This window comes from Sphingopyxis sp. GW821-FHT10B01 (genome assembly GCF_059415685.1).
The window spans coordinates 103,840-121,878 of record NZ_JBWKNS010000004.1 but is presented as its reverse complement, the minus strand read 5'-3'; the positions used below and the strand labels follow the sequence as shown (position 1 = coordinate 121,878).

Annotated in this window: 20 protein-coding genes; 19 read left to right on the top strand and 1 reads right to left on the bottom strand. The window is 65.3% G+C overall.

All coding sequences use genetic code 11. The annotated features are described in order from the left end of the window. Nucleotides 1-11 precede the first annotated feature (11 nt). The 6 genes from AC07NV_RS13265 (at nucleotide 12) to rplQ (ending at nucleotide 4,918) form a co-directional block, all read left to right on the top strand. On the top strand, nucleotides 12-1,355 hold the full coding sequence (locus tag AC07NV_RS13265) for a TldD/PmbA family protein (RefSeq protein ID WP_495166836.1): 1,344 nt from the start codon (nucleotides 12-14) through the stop codon (nucleotides 1,353-1,355). Nucleotides 1,356-1,368: 13 nt separating this feature from the next. Next, nucleotides 1,369-2,160 carry an inositol monophosphatase family protein gene (locus tag AC07NV_RS13260; RefSeq protein WP_495166835.1) on the top strand — a complete coding sequence of 264 codons (792 nt, stop codon included), beginning with the start codon at nucleotides 1,369-1,371 and terminating at the stop codon, nucleotides 2,158-2,160. Between the two features lie 198 nt (nucleotides 2,161-2,358). Next, on the top strand, nucleotides 2,359-2,727 hold the full coding sequence (gene rpsM, locus AC07NV_RS13255; RefSeq protein WP_439569310.1) for a 30S ribosomal protein S13: 369 nt from the start codon (nucleotides 2,359-2,361) through the stop codon (nucleotides 2,725-2,727). A 105-nt stretch (nucleotides 2,728-2,832) separates the two neighbouring features. Continuing rightward, on the top strand, nucleotides 2,833-3,222 hold the full coding sequence (rpsK, locus tag AC07NV_RS13250; RefSeq protein WP_003040416.1) for a 30S ribosomal protein S11: 390 nt from the start codon (nucleotides 2,833-2,835) through the stop codon (nucleotides 3,220-3,222). Nucleotides 3,223-3,322: 100 nt separating this feature from the next. Continuing rightward, nucleotides 3,323-4,381: a DNA-directed RNA polymerase subunit alpha gene (locus AC07NV_RS13245; RefSeq protein WP_495166834.1), complete on the top strand. Its 1,059-nt coding sequence runs from the start codon at nucleotides 3,323-3,325 to the stop codon at nucleotides 4,379-4,381. Between the two features lie 114 nt (nucleotides 4,382-4,495). After that, on the top strand, nucleotides 4,496-4,918 hold the full coding sequence (gene rplQ / locus AC07NV_RS13240; RefSeq protein ID WP_495166833.1) for a 50S ribosomal protein L17: 423 nt from the start codon (nucleotides 4,496-4,498) through the stop codon (nucleotides 4,916-4,918). An 81-nt stretch (nucleotides 4,919-4,999) separates the two neighbouring features. Here rplQ and AC07NV_RS13235 read toward each other — a convergent pair whose 3' ends face one another. Further along, complete coding sequence (locus AC07NV_RS13235) at nucleotides 5,000-5,893, bottom strand: hypothetical protein (protein WP_495166832.1); 894 nt, start codon at nucleotides 5,891-5,893, stop codon at nucleotides 5,000-5,002. Nucleotides 5,894-6,024: 131 nt separating this feature from the next. Here AC07NV_RS13235 and AC07NV_RS13230 point away from each other — a divergent pair, with 131 nt between their 5' ends. The 13 genes from AC07NV_RS13230 to AC07NV_RS13170 all read left to right on the top strand — a co-directional run bounded on the left by AC07NV_RS13230 (nucleotide 6,025) and on the right by AC07NV_RS13170 (nucleotide 17,983). Continuing rightward, on the top strand, nucleotides 6,025-6,600 hold the full coding sequence (locus AC07NV_RS13230; protein ID WP_495166831.1) for a GbsR/MarR family transcriptional regulator: 576 nt from the start codon (nucleotides 6,025-6,027) through the stop codon (nucleotides 6,598-6,600). 9 nt (nucleotides 6,601-6,609) lie between these two features. Continuing rightward, nucleotides 6,610-7,278: a DUF4166 domain-containing protein gene (locus AC07NV_RS13225; RefSeq protein WP_495166830.1), complete on the top strand. Its 669-nt coding sequence runs from the start codon at nucleotides 6,610-6,612 to the stop codon at nucleotides 7,276-7,278. Further along, nucleotides 7,271-7,678 (top strand): thiol-disulfide oxidoreductase DCC family protein, encoded by a 408-nt coding sequence (locus AC07NV_RS13220; protein WP_495166829.1) that lies wholly within the window; start codon nucleotides 7,271-7,273, stop codon nucleotides 7,676-7,678. The genes AC07NV_RS13225 and AC07NV_RS13220 overlap by 8 nt, the downstream gene beginning before the upstream one ends. Beyond that, nucleotides 7,675-9,330: a saccharopine dehydrogenase family protein gene (locus tag AC07NV_RS13215; RefSeq protein WP_495166828.1), complete on the top strand. Its 1,656-nt coding sequence runs from the start codon at nucleotides 7,675-7,677 to the stop codon at nucleotides 9,328-9,330. Before AC07NV_RS13220 ends, AC07NV_RS13215 begins: the two co-directional genes overlap by 4 nt. A gap of 89 nt (nucleotides 9,331-9,419) precedes the next feature. Continuing rightward, nucleotides 9,420-11,579 carry a prolyl oligopeptidase family serine peptidase gene (locus tag AC07NV_RS13210; RefSeq protein WP_495166827.1) on the top strand — a complete coding sequence of 720 codons (2,160 nt, stop codon included), beginning with the start codon at nucleotides 9,420-9,422 and terminating at the stop codon, nucleotides 11,577-11,579. After that, a complete protein-coding gene (locus AC07NV_RS13205) occupies nucleotides 11,579-12,073 on the top strand; it encodes a GAF domain-containing protein (RefSeq protein WP_495166826.1) in 495 nt (164 codons plus the stop codon). The genes AC07NV_RS13210 and AC07NV_RS13205 overlap by 1 nt, the downstream gene beginning before the upstream one ends. 108 nt (nucleotides 12,074-12,181) lie before the next feature. After that, complete coding sequence (locus AC07NV_RS13200) at nucleotides 12,182-13,039, top strand: glycine zipper 2TM domain-containing protein (protein ID WP_495166825.1); 858 nt, start codon at nucleotides 12,182-12,184, stop codon at nucleotides 13,037-13,039. 194 nt (nucleotides 13,040-13,233) lie between these two features. Next, nucleotides 13,234-13,764, top strand: a complete 531-nt coding sequence (locus tag AC07NV_RS13195) for a hypothetical protein (RefSeq protein WP_495166824.1) — start codon at nucleotides 13,234-13,236, stop codon at nucleotides 13,762-13,764. A gap of 184 nt (nucleotides 13,765-13,948) precedes the next feature. Next, nucleotides 13,949-14,491, top strand: a complete 543-nt coding sequence (locus AC07NV_RS13190; protein WP_495166823.1) for a hypothetical protein — start codon at nucleotides 13,949-13,951, stop codon at nucleotides 14,489-14,491. Between the two features lie 68 nt (nucleotides 14,492-14,559). Next, nucleotides 14,560-15,882, top strand: a complete 1,323-nt coding sequence (locus AC07NV_RS13185; protein ID WP_495166822.1) for a M28 family peptidase — start codon at nucleotides 14,560-14,562, stop codon at nucleotides 15,880-15,882. 103 nt (nucleotides 15,883-15,985) lie between these two features. After that, complete coding sequence (locus AC07NV_RS13180; protein WP_495166821.1) at nucleotides 15,986-16,441, top strand: PilZ domain-containing protein; 456 nt, start codon at nucleotides 15,986-15,988, stop codon at nucleotides 16,439-16,441. 445 nt (nucleotides 16,442-16,886) lie between these two features. Then, nucleotides 16,887-17,168 carry a hypothetical protein gene (locus tag AC07NV_RS13175; protein ID WP_495166820.1) on the top strand — a complete coding sequence of 94 codons (282 nt, stop codon included), beginning with the start codon at nucleotides 16,887-16,889 and terminating at the stop codon, nucleotides 17,166-17,168. Beyond that, complete coding sequence (locus AC07NV_RS13170) at nucleotides 17,168-17,983, top strand: ferredoxin--NADP reductase (RefSeq protein ID WP_495166819.1); 816 nt, start codon at nucleotides 17,168-17,170, stop codon at nucleotides 17,981-17,983. The genes AC07NV_RS13175 and AC07NV_RS13170 overlap by 1 nt, the downstream gene beginning before the upstream one ends. Nucleotides 17,984-18,039 lie beyond the last annotated feature (56 nt).

Here is an 18,039-nt window from a genome sequence, read left to right as displayed (position 1 = left end):
AGGGCGCGGCGATGCTGAGTGTTTCCCAAGCCCTCGATCGCGCGCAAATGCTGTGCGACGCCGCCGCCAAAGCCGGCGCCGATGCCGCCGACGCGCTTTATTATTGCAACGCCGCCACGTCGGTCTCGATGCGGCTCGGCGCGCTCGAAGATGTCGAGCGATCCGAGGGGCAGGATATCTCGCTGCGCGTCTTTGTCGGGCAGCGTAGCGCCAGCGTGTCGACCGCCGACATGGACGCAGGCGAGCTGACAAAGCTGGTCGAACGCTGTGTCGCGATGGCGCGCGAGGCACCCGAGGACCCCTATGCGGGGCTGGCGCCCGAAGAGCTGCTGTTCAAGGGAACCGCGCCCGATTTCGACCTCGACGACGGCAGCGAAGCCGATCCCGCCGCCTTGCGCGCCGCCGCGCTGGCGGTCGAGGAAGCGGCGCGCGCGGTCACCGGCGTGACCAACAGCGAAGGCGGCAGCGCGAGCCACAGCCGCACGCGCTTCGCGCTCGCCACCAGCCACGGCTTTGCCGGCGGATACGGGTCGAGCGGCCACAGCCTGTCGGCAAGCGTCATAGCGGGCGAAGGCGCCGCGATGCAGCGCGACTATGGCTGGCACAGCGCGCACCATCTGTCGGATCTCGAGAGCACGCAGGACATCGGCACCCGTGCGGGCACCCGCGCCGTCGCCCGGCTGAACCCGGGCAAAGCGCCGACCGGCAAGATTCCCGTGCTGCTCGATCCGCGCGTCAGCAGCGGCATCGTCGGGCATCTGCTCGGCGCGATTGCCGGCCCCGCCATCGCGCGCGGGACGAGCTTCCTGCTCGGCAAGGAAGAGGAAAGGCTGTTCGACGGCAGCATCGTCATTCGCGACGAGCCGCATCGCGCCCGCGGGCTGCGCAGCCGCGCCTTCGACGGCGAAGGCCTGCCCACCGCAGCGCGCGACCTGGTCGCAGATGGCAAGATCACCGGCTGGCTGCTCGACACCGCGTCGGCGAAGCAGCTCGGCCTGACCCCGACCGGCCACGCGAGCCGCGGCGGCGGTGCATCGGGGGTCGGCGCGAGCAACCTCCACCTCGCCGCGGGCAGCATGACGCCCGCCGCGCTGATGGAGGGCGTATCCGAAGGCGTCTATATCACCGAGTTGATCGGCCACGGGGTCAACCCGGTGACGGGCGACTATAGCCGCGGTGCGTCGGGCTTTCTGATCCGCGACGGCGCGATCGCCGGCCCGATCGCCGAATTCACGATCGCGGGCAATCTGATCGACATGTTCGCCGCGCTGATCGCCGCCGACGACCTCGAATTCCGCCACGGCATCAACGCCCCGACGCTGCGCATCGACGGCATGACCGTCGCGAGCAGCTAAAGGCCGGACGCAGATGCCCGGCCGCAACCTCGAAGCCGTGATCGCCGCAACGCGCGAAGTCGGCGACATGGCAATGGCGCGCTGGCGCGGCGAGGGGCAAGCGGTCAACGTCTGGAACAAGTCGCACGACAATCCGGTCAGCGACGTCGACCTTGCGGTCGATGCGCGTCTGAAAGCCGTGCTCGGCGCGATGGTGCCCGAGGCAGGATGGCTGTCGGAGGAAACCGCCGACAGTCCCGATCGCCTGTCGTGCCGCGCGATGTGGTGCGTCGACCCGATCGACGGCACGCGTGATTTTATCCGCGGCCGGCCCGGCTGGTGCGTGTCGGTCGCGCTGGTGATCGACGGCACCCCCGAACTCGGCGTGCTTTACGCCCCCGCGCTCGACGAATTGTGGGTGGCGCAAAAGGGGCAAGGCGCGCTGCTTAACGGCGAAACGCTCCGCGCCAGCCGACGGATGATCTTCAACGGCGCGCGCGTTCCCGCCGACAGCCTGCCCAAGATCGACCGCGACCTCGTCATCGTGACCAAGCCGAACAGCATCGCGCTGCGCATGGCGCTCGTCGCCGACGATCGCGCCGATCTGGTCGCGACGCTGCGTTGGGGTTTCGAATGGGATGTTGCCGCCGCGGCGCTGATCGCGACCGAGGCGGGGGCGACGGTGACCGACGCGTTCGGCGAGCCCTTGCGCTTCAACACACCGCGCGCGCAGGCCTTTGGCGTCATCGCCTGCGCCCCCGGAATCCACCGCGGCGTCGTCGACCGCTTGCACGATCGCGCCGTCGCTCTTACATCTGCATCCTGACCGCCGATCCACGGCGCCAATCACCGCACTTCGCTTGACAATCGGGCCGACTCACCTTAGTTGCGCGTCCATTCCGACAGCCTGACCGGACGGCGAAGCGCCCTGTGCGCATCGTGGTCCGTTTTTTGCGTTGGGAAATCAGACGCTTTGAGATGGGGCCGATTGCCAACGGCCCTGTGGAGCAGGAGAAAGTTACCAATGGCACGTATTGCGGGCGTCAACTTGCCCACCAACAAGCGCGTTATCATCGCGCTCACCTACATCCACGGCATCGGTCGCAAGACCGCCGTCGACATCGCTACCAAGCTGGGCATCGACCAGACGCGCCGCGTCCAGGACCTGTCCGACGCCGAGGTGCTGCAGATCCGTGAAACGATCGACGCCGACCTGACGGTCGAAGGTGATCTTCGCCGCAACACGGCGATGAACATCAAGCGCCTGATGGATCTGGCCTGCTACCGCGGGCTGCGCCATCGCAAGGGCCTTCCGGTCCGCGGCCAGCGCACGCACACCAATGCGCGCACCCGCAAGGGCAAGGCCAAGGCAATCGCCGGTAAGAAGAAATAAGGTATGAGCGCGTCCATCCGGGCGCGCTTCCTTGTTTCTCGGCCGAAGGTCGCCAGCAACTGGCCCCGACGGCTTGCTTCAGGATTTAGGATTTAGGATAGCATCATGGCTCGTGAACCGCAGCGCCTTCGTCGGCGCGAACGCAAAAACATCTCGTCGGGCGTCGCCCACGTCAATGCGACCTTCAACAACACGATGATCACCATCACCGACGCACAGGGCAACGCAATTGCCTGGTCGAGCGCCGGCATGATGGGTTTCAAGGGAAGCCGCAAGTCGACCCCGTATGCGGCGCAGGTTTGCGCCGAAGACGCCGGCAAGAAGGCCGCCGAACATGGCGTCCGCACGCTGGAAGTCGAAGTCAAGGGCCCCGGCGCGGGCCGTGAATCGGCTCTCCGCGCGCTGCAGGCCGTCGGGTTCCACATCACGTCGATCCGCGACGTGACGCCGATCCCGCACAATGGTGTCCGCCCGGCCAAGCGCCGCCGCGTCTGACGCCTTTTCGGGCGCACCCCGCCGGGGCCCGCCCGTACCAAATCCTCGCTGGACACGGCAGTCGACCCCTGCCCGTCCCGCCCAAAGCAAAGGGAAGTCTATGACTGTCAATATCCGGAACTGGCAGGAATTGAAGAAGCCCAGCAACCTGGAAATCAAGGCTGGCAGCGACGGCAAGCGCAAGGCGACCTTCGTCGCCGAACCGCTCGAGCGCGGCTTTGGCCTGACGCTTGGCAACGCGCTGCGTCGCGTGTTGCTTTCGTCGCTCCAGGGTGCGGCTATCACGTCGATCAAGATCGAGAACGTCCTGCACGAATTCTCGAGCCTGGCCGGTGTGCGCGAAGATGTCACCGACATCGTCCTGAACGTGAAGCAGATCGCGCTCAAGATGGAAGGCGAAGGCCCGAAGCGGCTTCAGCTTTCGGCGACCGGTCCCGCGACCGTCAAGGCCGGCGACATCATGGTTTCGGGGGACATCAAGGTGATGAACCCGGGCCATATCATCTGCCACCTCGACGAGGGTGCGACGTTGAACATGGAACTCGTTGCCGACACCGGCAAGGGTTACGTCCCCGCCGTCGCCAACCGTCCGATCGACGCGCCGATCGGCCTGATCCCGGTCGACTCGCTCTACTCGCCCGTGCGCCAGGTCGCCTACAAGGTCGACAATGCCCGCATCGGCCAGGAACTGGACTATGACAAGCTGAACCTGACCGTCGAAACCGACGGCACGATCACCCCGGAAGACGCCGTCGCTTACGCTGCGCGCATCCTCCAGGACCAGCTGCAGGTCTTCGTCCACTTCGAAGAAGCGATGAACGACAGCGGTCTCATCGGCATGGCGGCGCCGTCGACCACCGCCGACGAGTCGGACGTCAACCAGCTCAACCGCTTCCTTCTCAAGAAGGTCGACGAGCTCGAACTGTCGGTCCGTTCGGCCAACTGCCTCAAGAACGACAACATCATCTACATCGGTGACCTCGTTCAGAAGACCGAAGCCGAAATGCTCCGCACGCCGAACTTCGGCCGCAAGTCTTTGAACGAAATCAAGGAAGTGCTGTCGTCGATGGGCCTGCGCCTCGGCATGGATATCCCCGGCTGGCCGCCGGAGAACATCGAAGAAATGGCCAAGAAGCTCGAACAAGAGCTGCTCGGCTGATCGAGATAGCGCCCCGGTTCGCCGGGGCGTCATCACAACGGGAATGGGTCAGCCCGCAATCGACCTGGCTTGGGGTACCTTAAACGGCCCCTCTGACAAACGAAGGAATGGATTATGCGTCATAAATCTGGTGGCCGGAAACTGCAGCGCACGAGCGCGCACCGTACGGCCCTGTTTCGCAACATGTCGGCTTCGCTCATCAAGCATGAGCAGATCACGACGACCGTCGCCAAGGCGAAGGAACTGCGCCCCTATGTCGAAAAGCTGGTCACGCTCGCCAAGCGCGGCGGCCTTGCCAATCGCCGCCTCGCGCAGAGCCGCCTGCTCGACGAAACGCAGCTCAAGAAGCTGTTCGACATCCTCGCCGAGCGTTACAAGGACCGCGCTGGCGGCTACACCCGCGTGATCAAGGCCGGCATCCGCGCCTCGGACGCGGCGCCGATGGCGATCATCGAATTCGTCGACCGCGACGTCGATGCCAAGGGCCAGGATTCGGGCCCCGTCGAGCAGTATGACGACGAGGCAGAAGCCGCGTAAGCTTCACCGCTTTGTACAAGATCAAAGGGTGGCATCCGGAAGGATTGCCGCCCTTTTCTATGGCTGGATAGCGCTGGCGATCTAGCGCCGGACGCGGGCCCGCGTTTCGAGGTCGGCGATGCGGCGATCCAGATAGCTTCGATCGTCGCTCGTCGGCGCCGTGCGGTCATAGGCGGCGGCAAGACGCGTCAGGTCGCCCAATTCCACACGCACCTGCGCCTGCGCCGCAGCGTTCAACCCGCTGGCGCTCAGCGCGCGATCGATATTGGACAGGCGCGTGCGGTTGTCGATCACGGCCGGACCGCCACCATAAGCGGTGTCCCCGACGCGGGCATCGAGCGCATCGAGACGCGTGTCGAGATCCTCGCGCTCGCGCCGGCTGATGCCGTCGCGGGCATAGGATGCCTCGGTCTGGATCAGCGCCGCATAGTCGCTCTTGAGGCGGGTTGCTTCGGTCCGGCTCAGGCGGCGCGCCGTAACCCCCGCATCGACGCGGCGGTTGAATTCGGCGCGGCCGTCGGCAACCGACAGGCTGTCCGAATCCTCGTCCTCGTCGGCATAGCCACCCTCGGTCAGCGCCTGGGTCAGCGCGCCATAGCGATCGCTGAGGTCGGTGCGCTCGGCGGTCGTGAACCGGTTGTCGGCGCCATAGCGCGCTTCGAGCGCAACGAGCTCCTCATATTCCGCTTTTACGCGCGTTCCGTTACGGGCAGTCAACGCCCCTGACCGAACATCGGCGTCGATACGGGCGATGAACTGCGCGCGCTGGGTTGCCAGCGGCTTGCGGCCAGCCGCCCATTGCCGCTCGACCGACGTCGACACGCCGAGCCGGTCACCGAACAGGGTCCCGAGGATCGCGCCCACACGGTCCTCCTGCGCCTCGGTCGACTGATCCGAAGAGCCGGCCTGGGCGGAGGCCACGCCGGGAGCGAGAATCAATGCGCCGGCGGCCATTGCGGTGAAGGTCCTGATCATGAGATATTTTCCTTTTTTAACTTCGACCCGGAAACGCCCCGATTGCAGATCTGGTTGCACCGGCGCTCGGCCGGGCATCGCGCTTCGCAGCGGCTCTTGACTCCAGATCGTTTCTGTCGGATATTTCTGTTATGACAGAAATTAAGGAACATGGATCGAAACTGCCCTCGGCAGCGACCGATTTCATTCTCCATTGGGGCAATCTCGGCGGACAATGGGGCGTCAACCGCTCGGTGGCGCAGATCCATGCGCTGCTGTTCATTTCCGACCGCGCGCTCCATGCGGAGGAGATTGCCGACATGCTCGGGCTCGCGCGCTCCAACGTTTCCAATTCGATCAAGGAGCTCCTCGGCTGGCGGCTGATCGAACGCGTCCCCGTGCTCGGCGACCGGCGCGATCATTTCACGGCCGAGAAGGATATCTGGGAAATGGTCACGCGCATCGCCGCGGGCCGCAAGGCGCGCGAGATCGACCCCGCCGAGGCGGCGCTGAAAGCCTGTGTCGCGCAGGCAGCGAACGATCCCGAACTCAGCGCAGGCGCCAGGGCGCGCCTGTCCGACATGCTCGATTTCGTGACGACGATGAGCCGGTGGCACGACGAGATGCTGCAGGTGCCCAAACCCGCGCTGATGCGGCTGATCAAGCTTGGCGCGGGCGTGACGAAGTTGATCAACTGGCGCCCGGGCAAGGGCAAAGGCGCCGGCTAGGAGCGAGACATGCGGAGCGGACCAAAACGCCAGATCGAAGCGCCCCCGTTGCTCGCGCACGATACCGACGATGCGCTCGTCGACGATCGCTTCCGTCGCCTTGTCCCCTGCGCAGACTGGGACGCGCTGCCCGGCGATGTCCGCCGCCGCTTTTCCAAGTTCCTGTCGGGCACGGCAGTTGCGACATATAGCGGGGAGATTGTGTGGACGCGCCTGTCGCGCGCAGGCTGGCTGCTTGCGCAACTCTGCCGCCTGATCGGCGCGCCCTTGCCGACAAGCGCCAGCGGACCTGCGCCAGCCGCCGTCGCAGTGAGTGAGGACCGCACAACTGGTGGCCAGTGCTGGACGCGGCTTTACGGCCGCGTTCGCGGTCACCCGCAGGTGATCCATAGCGCCAAGAGCTTTTCCGGGGCCACCGGGCTCGAAGAGCATATCGGCGGCGGCTTCGGCATGGCGCTCATGGTGCGCGCGGAAGCCGACGCTCTGGTCTTCGCATCCGACCATTATTTCTGGCAGCGCGGCAGGCTTCGCATCCGCCTTCCCCGCTGGCTCGTTCCCGGCGCGACGCTGGTTACGCACCAGCATCTAGGCCATGGCCGCTTCGCCTTCGACCTCAAGGTCACGCATCCCCTGTTCGGCGAATTGCTGAACCAGCACGGCTTGTTCCGCGATGCCTGACGCGGGCGGCCCGATCATCCTGTTCGACGCCGAATGCGTGCTCTGTTCGGCGAATGCGCAGTTCGTGTTGCGGTACGACAAGGCCGCGCGGTTTCGTCTCGCGTCGATCCAGGGCACCGCAGGCGCTGCGCTGTGCCGCGAACACGGCCTTGATCCGGACGACCCGACGAGCATCCTCGTCGTCGATGGCACGAAGGTGCGGCGCGACAGCGATGCAGTGCTTGCGATCTACGAAGGACTTGGCTGGCCGTGGCAGGGGCTTGCGCTCCTTCGCCTCGCCCCCCCCTTCCTCCGCGATCCTGTCTACCGGTGGATCGCGCGTCATCGTTACCGCTTGTTCGGAAAGCGCGCGACCTGCTGGGCGGCACCGCCCGAATTTCATAACCGGATTTTGACATGAAGATACTGATCCTCGGCGGCTATGGGGTGTTCGGCGGGCGGCTCGCCGAACTGCTGGCCGACATGCCGGACCTCGACCTGTTGATCTGCGGCCGCGACCTCGATCGCGCGACACGCTTCTGCGCCGCCTATCGCGGTGCTGCACGCGTCCATCCGCATGCGCTCGACCGGCGCGCGATTGCGCCAGCGCTGGGCCGTTTTCAGCCCGATCTGGTCGTCGACGCATCGGGGCCGTTCCAGGATTATGGCGCCGAAGGCTATCAGGTCGTCGAGGCGTGCATCGCCGCCGGGGTCGACTATCTCGATTTCGCCGATGGCGCCGATTTCGTCTTCGGCATCGACCGCTTCGATGCCGCGGCCAAGGCGGCGGGCGTCTTCATCCTGTCGGGGGTCAGCAGCTTCCCCGCGCTGACCGGCGCGGTGCTCCGCGAAATGGCCAAGACGATAGACATCCGCGGCGTCGAGGGCGGGATTGCGCCGTCGCCCTTTGCCGGCATCGGGCTCAATGTGATGCGCGCGGTCGTCGGCTATGCCGGCGCGCCGGTGATGTTACGGCGCGGCGGCAAGGACACACACGGCATCGGGCTCGCCGAAAGCCTGCGCTATACCGTCGCCGTCCCCGGCCGCGTGCCGCTGCGGAACATCCATTTCTCGCTCGTCGACGTACCCGATCTCCAGCTGATCCCACGCGCTTATCCGGCGCTCGACGATATCTGGATGGGCGCGGGGCCGGTGCCCGAAATCCTCCACCGCATCCTGAACCTGCTCGCCAAGGCGCGCGCGCGCTTTCGCCTGCCGTCGTTCGAGCCGTTTTCGCGCCTCTTCTACGCCGTGCTCAACCGCATGCGGTTCGGCGAACATCGCGGCGGCATGTTCCTTCGCGTGCGTGGCATCGAGGGCGGGCAGACGGTCGAACGCAGCTGGCATCTTTTGGCCGAGGGCGACGACGGCCCCTATATCCCGTCGATGGCGATCGAGGGGATCGTCCGCACATTGCTCCGGGGCGGTCGCCCTGCCGCCGGCGCGCGCTCGAGCGTCGATGCGCTCACGCTGGCCGATTATGACGCATTGTTCGAAGGCCGCTCGATCCATACCGGCTTCCGCAGCGAGCAACCCGAAGCCCCGCTGTATCGCCAGATACTTGGCCCCGCTTTCGACACGCTGCCACCGAAGCTTCAGCTTTTGCACGGAAGCAAGGCCGCGCGCCGCTGGCAGGGTCATGCCGAAGTCCGCCGCGGCACCGGACTCCTCGCGCGCTTCGCCGCCGCAGTGATGGGATTTCCGAAAGCCGCGGCGCGCATACCGGTCGCCGTTGCCTTCACCCCCGAAAAAACCTGCGAGCGCTGGACCCGCGATTTCGGCGGCAAGCGCTTCGCCTCACTGCAATCGCGCGGGACCGGCCGGAACGACTATCTGCTGGTGGAGCGCTTTGGCCCGCTGTCCTTCGCGATGGCGCTTGTGGTCGTGCAAGACCGCCTCCATCTCGTCCCGCGCCGCTGGTCGGCCTTTGGCATCCCGATGCCGCGCTGGCTGCTGCCCCACGGCACCAGCTTCGAGACCGAGGCCGACGGCCTATTCCGTTTCGACGTCGAAATCGCGGCGCCGTTCATCGGCTTTATCGTCGGCTATCGCGGATCGCTCGACGCGGCCTGAACGGCATTGAATCCCCTTGCCCCTGCCTTTGCCATCCTTACATATCGGCGCACGATAATGTCCCCCAAGATAATGAGGATCGCCTTGCCATGTCCCGTAAAGCCCTGTCCGCGCCGCTGGCGTTGGTTGCCCTGACGATGACGGCGGGTGCAGCACAGGCGGCCGACGCCGCCGCGACATCGGCGACGGCGACGGCGCCCGGCTATCCCGACACCGCGCGCGGAAGCACGGTCGACCCGCAGTTCGGCGTCGACGTCGCCGATCCCTATCGCTGGCTGGAGGACGATGTCCGCGTCAACCCGAAGGTCGCCGCGTGGGTTGCGGCGCAGAACAAGGTCACCGACACCTATCTTGAAACGCTGCCCGGCCGCGACACCTTCAAGAAGCGGATGACCGAGCTGTATAATTACGAACGCTTCGGCCTGCCGACCAAGGCGGGGACGCGTTATTTCTATACCCGCAACGACGGGCTGCAGCCGCAATCGGTGCTCTATGTCCGCGAGGGGCTGAAAGGCGAAGGCCGCGTCCTGATCGACCCCAATACATGGGCCAAGGACGGCGCGACCGCGCTGGCCGAGTGGGCCCCGTCGGACGATGGCAGGCATCTGCTCTATTCGGTGCAGGACGGCGGCACCGACTGGCGCATCGTCCGCGTGAAGGATGTCGCGACCGGTCAGGATCTGTCCGACGAGGTCCGCTGGGTCAAATTCTCAGGCCTCGACTGGGCCAAGGACGGCAGCGGCTTCTATTATTCGCGCTTCCCCGAACCCGCCAAGGGCGCAGCGTTTCAGTCGCTCAACGAGCATCATGCAGTCTATTTCCACAAGCTCGGCACGCCCCAGAGCGACGATGTGCTGATCCACGCGACGCCCGACAAGCCGAAACTCAACAACAGCGCGGTCGTTACCGACGACGGCAAATATCTGCTCGTCGTCTCGTCCGAGGGGACCGACCAGCGCTATGGCCTGACGCTCCATCCGATCGGCAAAGCCGGCGCAAAGCCGATCGTGCTGGTCGACGATTATGCGAACAACTGGGAATATGTAACCAACGACGGCCCGCGCTTTACCTTTGTCACCAACAAGGGTGCGCCGCGCGGACGGATCGTCTCGATGGACGTGAAAAAGCCCGCCGCACTGACGCAGCTCGTCGGCGAGGATGATGCAACGCTTGTCGGTGCCTCGCGCGTCGGCAACCGCCTGATCCTCTCATACCTCGGCGATGCGAAGTCGGAGGCGATGATGGTCGCGCTCGACGGCAAGCCGGTCGCCAACATCAAGCTCGCCGACATCGGCGCGGCATCGGGGTTCGGCGGCAAGTCGAGCGACCCCGAAACCTTCTACAGCTTCTCGAGCTATGCGCGGCCGACGACGATTTACCGCTTCGATACCGCGACCGGAAAAAGCGAGATTTTCGCCGAACCCAAGCTGACCTTCAAACCATCGGACTTCAGCGTCGAACAGCGCTTTTACAAATCGAAGGACGGCACCGAAGTGCCGATGTTCGTCGTCATGAAAAAGGGCCTCGACCGCAGCAAGGGATCGCCGACGCTGCTCTATGGCTATGGCGGCTTCAACGTCTCGATGACCCCCGGTTTTTCGCCGACCAAGCTCGCATGGGTCGACGAGGGCGGCGTGCTTGCGATCGCCAATCTGCGCGGCGGCGGCGAATATGGCAAGGCGTGGCACGACGCCGGCCGGCTCGACAAGAAACAGAATGTCTTCGACGATTTCATCGCCGCCGGCGAATATCTGATCGCCGAAGGGATCGCGGGCAAGGGCCAGATCGCGATCGAGGGCGGGTCGAACGGCGGCCTGCTGGTCGGCGCGGTGACCAACCAGCGCCCCGATCTGTTCGCCGCGGCGCTGCCCGCCGTGGGTGTGATGGACATGCTGCGCTTCGACCGCTTTACCGCCGGGCGCTATTGGGTCGACGATTATGGCTATCCGTCGAAGGAAGGCGATTTCCGGAACCTGCTCGCTTACTCGCCCTACCACAATATCAAGGACGGGACGCCCTATCCCGCAGTGCTGGTGACGACCGCCGACACCGACGATCGCGTGGTGCCGGGGCACAGCTTCAAATATACTGCGGCGCTGCAGCATGCGAAAGCAGGCGACAAGCCGCACCTGATCCGTGTCGAAACGCGCGCGGGGCACGGGAGCGGCAAGCCGACCGACAAGATCATCGCCGAGGCAGCCGACAAATATGCCTTTGCGGCGAAATGGACCGGGCTGAGCGTGGAATAATGTCCACCGCCCTCGCCTTCACCGCCACCGAATCGACCGAACTCTGGGCCGAGGCAGGCGACGCCGCCGCAGCGCTCGTCGCGGGCGAACCCGACGGCATCGCCAATATGGCGAATATCGCGGCGCTGATCTGGCAGGCGATCCCCGACCTCAACTGGGCGGGTTTCTACCGCTTCGACGGGACCGAGCTGGTGCTCGGCCCGTTCCAGGGCAAGGCGGCGTGCATCCGCATTCCGCTCGACAAAGGCGTGTGCGGCGCCGCCGCTCGCCTCCGCACAACCCAGCGCGTCGAGGATGTCCACGCCTTTCCAGACCATATCGCGTGCGACGCCGACAGCCGCAGCGAACTCGTCGTACCGGTAATCGCGAACGACCGCCTCGTCGGCGTGCTCGACCTCGACAGCCCGGTCCCTGCGCGCTTCACCGCCGCCGACCAGGTGGGGGCCGAAGCGTTGATTGCGCGCATTGCGGCCACGCTCGCACCGGCTTCCTGACCCAAAATGATACGCATCGGTCACGGTTAACGGATTCGCGAAAAGGCGCTAATTTTGCTAACAAGCTGTTAACCAATCGGTTCAGGCCGGGGGAACAGGGAGTTTAGCATGCGCACGATTGTGTTGTTGGGAATGGCCGCAGGGTCGTTGTTGCTGGCGGGACGCGCCGGCGCGGAAATGCCGATGACCGCGGCGCCGAGCCTGTCGGACAGCGCCGCCTATGGCCATGATCCGCGCCCGTCGCTCGACTATGGCAATCCCGATGATCCCGACGCGCGGGTCTACACCGGCTATCCCGACCGCGTGCCCGGCGAAGCCGATTATCGTCAAGTGAATGGCACTTATGACGCCGACGGCCGCTGGACCGGGACCTGGAACGGCACCTATGAAGCGCCCGACGGCCGCCGCTATGACGGCCGTTACGAAGGCACGGTCGAAGGCCATGGCGCCGGCTATCCGCCGCCGCCCGCCTATGATCCCCGTTATGGTGGCGGCTATGACGCACGGTACAACGAAGATATGCAACGCCGCTGTGGCCGGGGGGGCACAGTGGGCGGCGCGGTTGTCGGCGGGCTCGTGGGGGGCATCGCCGGCAACCGCATAGCCGGACACGGCGATCGCACCGCGGGAACGCTGATCGGCGGCGGGCTTGGCGCTATCGCCGGCTCGGCCATCGGCAATGCCTCGGACAAGAAGAAGTGCGAAGAGTGGTGGTCGAGCCGTGGTTCGTACCAGAGCGGCTATTACCCCGGCGGCTATTCTACCAGCTATCAGCACGGCGGCTATGGTTACGGCTATTACACGCCCGGCGTCGTGGTCACGACGATCATCACGAATGGCGCGCCGATCGTGACCGAAACGGTCGAGACATCGACCCGCACCTATTATGAAAATGTGCCGGTGCGGAAACGCTATGTCGCGAAGAAGAAATGGAAGCCCCGGCCCAAGCCGCGCTGCGCTTGCTGATATTACCCGAATAGGTCTGGTCACCTATACTGGTCCCAGGGCCCGCCATCCTCCAGGATGGCGGGCCTTTTGCATATCGCGACTCGGCTCGCCGCGCAGTAGCAACGGTTCAGCGGCGCGAAAGCATCGCACGCCTAGAAAGGCGAGATTGCGGGCCGGACCATCCTGGGCCCGCCAGAGGGGAGTTTTCCTCGATGCGTAAATTGACCAGCTTCACCACCGCGGCAGCGATCGTCCTGACCTCGGTCGGGCTCAGCGCCGTGCCCGCCGAAGCGCGCGGACGCCATCATGGCGGCTGGGGATACCGCGACCGCGACAATATCAGCACCGGCGACGTGCTCGGCGGTTTGCTGATTATCGGCACCATCGCCGCGATCGCCAGCTCGGTGGGCAAGGACAAGCGCGAGCGCGCGCCCGACTATCGTTATGACCCACCCTATCGCGACAACCGGCAGGACGTGCCGCGTTACGAACCGGACACACAAAATGACCCCGTCCCCGGCGCCTATAATCGCGGCGAGACCGAATCGCGTGCCGCCGATGCGTGCGGCTGGGCGGTCGAGGCCGAAATGGGCGACGACGCCCGAGTCGACAGCATCACCGGTACCCAGCCGAACAATGGCGGCTGGTACGTCACCGGAACCGCCTCACGCCTCGGCGGCGACGTGCGCAGCTTTGGCTGCAGCTACCGCAACGGCCGCGTCGTCGACGTCAGCTTCGGCTGACGATTTCCAAATTCAACGCAGGCCCCTTGCCCCACGGCGAGGGGCCTTTTCTTTATGAACGCCGGCAAAACCAAGTCTGAACGCCAGATAAGCGCGGGGTTCAGCACCGTGTCACCGCCGAATCGGTACACCCTCCTCAACAGGCCGCGACGCTGCCGCCTGCGCTTTTAGAGGAGACCGAACCATGGCTATCAAGACCAACCTTACCAGGGCCGCAATTGGTGCGGCCACCGCCGGCGCGATGCTGATCGGCGCCACCCCCGCGATGGCCCGCGACCGCGATCACGATCGCGACGGGATCGGCGCGGGTGAAATCATCGCCGGCGCCGTCGTACTCGGCGGCCTCGCCGCGATCCTGTCGAGCGGCGATAACGACCGTTATGATCGCTACGATCGGGACAACCGCTATGACCGCGGCCGGGGCCGCTATGACGATGGCCGCTACGGCTATGGATATGACTATAACCGCTATGGCAACAGCCGCAGCGCGGTCAGCCAGTGCGTCAATTCGGTCGAGCGCGGCAGCCGCCGTTATGGCCGCACCGATGTCACCGAAGTGACGAGCATCGATCGCAAGCGCGACGGTTACCGGGTCAAGGGCCGCGTTATCGTCCGCGACGGTTACGGCGGTCGCTGGGGCCGCGGCGGATCCTATGACAAGGGCAAGTTCACCTGCGAAGTCCGTTATGGCCGCGTCCAGGACATCCGCTTCTCGGGTCTCGGCTGATATCGTCAAAGCCCCTCTCCTTTTGGGGAGGGGCTTTTCTTTGTCCGCGCCGCAGCGCATGAAGCGGCATGATCAAACAGAGCCTGCTCGCCGCCCTGCTGCTGACGGCGCCTGCCGCGGCTTTCGCCAAGGATGAGACCCCCGCCGCCGATCCGGCACGGCTGAAGGCATCGGTCGAAAAATTGGTGTCCTTCGGCACGCGCCATACGCTGTCGTCGGCGACCGATCCCGAACGCGGCATCGGCGCCGCGCGCAATTGGGGCGCGGGCGAATTCGAACGGATTTCCAAAGCCTGTGGCGGATGCCTGAAGGTCGAGCGGATCGCCGACCGCTTCGAAGGACCGCGCGCGCCGGCTGGCGTGATCGTCGAAAATGTCCTTGCGATCCAGAAAGGCAGTGGCGACCCGGCGCATGTCATCATGATCGCCGGCCATATCGACAGCCGCGTCAGCGACCCGATGAACTTCACCGCTGACGCGCCCGGCGCCAACGACGACGCCTCGGGCACCGCGCTGGTGATCGAGACCGCGCGCCTGTTGTCGAAGCAGAAGCATCGCGCGACGATCGTCTATGCGCTGCTGTCGGGCGAGGAACAGGGATTGTGGGGCGGCAAACTGCTCGCCAAACATGCGAAAGACCAGAATTGGCAGGTCGCGGCGATGCTCAACAACGACATCGTCGGCGGCACCCGCGGCACCGACGGCGCAATCGTCGACAACCGCGTGCGGGTGTTCAGCGAAGGCATCCGCGCATCGGAGGATCTGGCGGCCCAGCTCGCACGGCGCGGGATCGGCGGCGAGGACGACGGCCCGTCGCGCGCGCTTGCCAAGGCGGCCATCCGCGCCGGGGAACGGAACCCCGCGATCGGCCTCGAAGTGCTCGCGGTCCGGCGCCCCGACCGCTTTCGCCGCGGCGGCGACCATCTGCCCTCGCTCGAACTCGGCTATCCCGCGATCCGTTTCACCGTCGGGATCGAGGATTATGATCATCAGCATCAGGATCTGCGCAGCGAGAACGGCCGCAAATATGGCGATACGGTCGACGAGATGGATTTCCCCTATCTGGCACGTGTGACCACGCTCAACGTCGCCTTGGCGGGCGAACTCGCCGACGCGCCGCCAGCGCCGGCCAGCGTCAGCATCGACGGCGCGGTCAGCTCGAACACGACGATACGCTGGTCGCCGGTGACGGACGCCGCCGCCTATAAATTATACTGGCGACGCGCCGACCGCAGCGACTGGTCCGACAGCCAGACCATTTCCTCCGGCGCGCCGACCGAACTGGTGCTGCCCGGCGTCATCGTCGACGATAATTTCTTCGGCGTTTCGGCGGTGTCGGCAAATGGCAGCGAAAGCATCGTCACGTTCGGCGGGCTGCCGCCGGCCAAATAATTACCGAAGACGCTATACGAAAATTTACCTTCGATCTTTACGGCTATCGAGGGACCAAAATGATCGGCCGACGTGGGGGTTGGGCGAAGAAGATGAGTCGCGCATGTCCAGTCCCGAGGTTCCCCCAACCTCATCCGTTCCGTCCGACAAGCGTCAGCCGCGCCAGTCGCGCCTGGTGAAAGGTGCGCTCGCGTGTGCGCGGCTCGGGCAATTTGACGTGACGATCCGCAATGTGTCTGAAACGGGCATCGGTGGGCAGGGCCCCACTGCGCTGAGCATCGGCGAGCGAATCACCGTTTTCCTGCCGGGTCACGACCCGATGCTGGGCACCGTCCGCTGGGTCGTCGACAGACGATTCGGGATCGAAACCGACCGGCCGATCGACACGACATTGTTGCGCGTCGCACACGGCGGTGCGGCGCCCGCTACCCACGCGGTCGCCTCGGGCTTCGAGATCATTCCGCCACCCACCGCGCCCGCGCGCCGTCCGGGACTCGTTCTCGGCGCGTCGCAACCGGCCCATTTTGGCCGCAGTGTGTGGCAAGATAGACGGGAGTAGAGCCAGTCTATCGAAGGGAAAACAGCCATCCCCTTCGTCATACCGGGCCGGCATCCGGCCTTTTCCGATGCCCAAGCAGGCCTGAATCCTGAGCTGGTTCCAAGATCAAGCCCACGGCAACATGATATGAAGCCCTGGCAATCGGTCGGTCACGGTCATCAGCGCGAAAATATTGAATGGCTCTCTGCAGAAATTCTAAATTGCAAATGACTCGCAGTAACATATAAGCCCGTCCGGCGCAGCATCCTGCGCGCTGGAAAGGGAATCGATGTACGCCTTCGTCGACCAACCGGTGGAGAGCCTCGGCAACAGCGGGCGCTTCCTGCTCTGGGCGATGCGCGGCTGGGTTCGGGCGGCCGCGTGCGGGCAATGTCCGCCGCAAGCGTTGCACCGGGGCTTCGCCGCGGTCGACGCGCGGAACGCGCTTCCCGATTTCCATGTCGCGATGGCGCTGCTCGGCAGCGATGCCGTCGAGACGCTTCTTCTTGCACCGATGCCCTGCCCCCAGATTTCAGAGGATGAAGCAATTCTGCTTGGACTCTGGCGCGATATTTCGCTTGGGGATTCGGCAAATGCCCGCAGGGCGCTGGCCTTGCTGGCCGAGGGAGACAGCGTCGGTCCGATCGCGAACGCGATGGGCGCCGTGGTCGGCCAATTGGTCGGGGCGGGATTCGATATGCCGGCCCTCGCGGCCGGCGCCATGACACATCAGGAAAGTTCAAAGTGATGAGTGACCGTATTGCCGAAGCCGCCAAGCTGGCCCCCTCCGCCTCACTGACCGTCGAGGAGGTGCGTTCGGTGCGCCACTGGAACGAGCATCTGTTCAGCTTCACGATCACGCGGCCGCCGAGCTTCCGTTTCCGTTCGGGCGAGTTTGTGATGATCGGGTTGCCGGGCGAAGGACGCCCGCTGCTGCGCGCTTACTCGATCGCGAGCCCCGCTTATGCCGACGAGCTCGAATTTCTGTCGATCAAGGTGCCCGATGGCCCGCTGACCTCGCGGCTCCAGAAAATCCAGCCGGGCGATCCGGTCTATCTCGGCCGCAAACCCACCGGCACGCTCGTCGCCGACGCGCTGCTGCCGGGGCAGCGGCTGTTCCTGCTCTCGACCGGCACCGGCCTCGCACCCTTCCTCAGCCTCGCGCGCGATCCCGATATCTACGAGCGCTTCAGCCAGATCCAGCTCGTCCATTGCGTGCGGCAGGTCAGCGACCTCGCGTTCCGCGACGAGCTGGAAAGCCAGCTTGCCGGCGACCCGCTGGTGCAGGATCAGGCGCTGCTGCAATTTCATTACCTGCCGACGGTAACGCGCCAGCCCTTCCGCACCGAGGGACGCATCGATGCGCTGATCGAGAGCGGTAGCCTGTTCGGCCATCCGCTGACCGGCCCGGCGCATTTCGACCCCGCGACCGACCGCATCATGATGTGCGGCAGCATGGCGATGATTCGCGATCTCGAGACGCGCTTCGAGGCGCTGGGGTTCAAGGAAGGATCGAACGCCGCGCCCGGCGACTTCGTCATCGAGCGCGCGTTTGTGGGGTGAGGGACGGATTGTCTCCGCAGCATAACAGAGAATCGTCGCCCCCGCGAAGGCGGGGG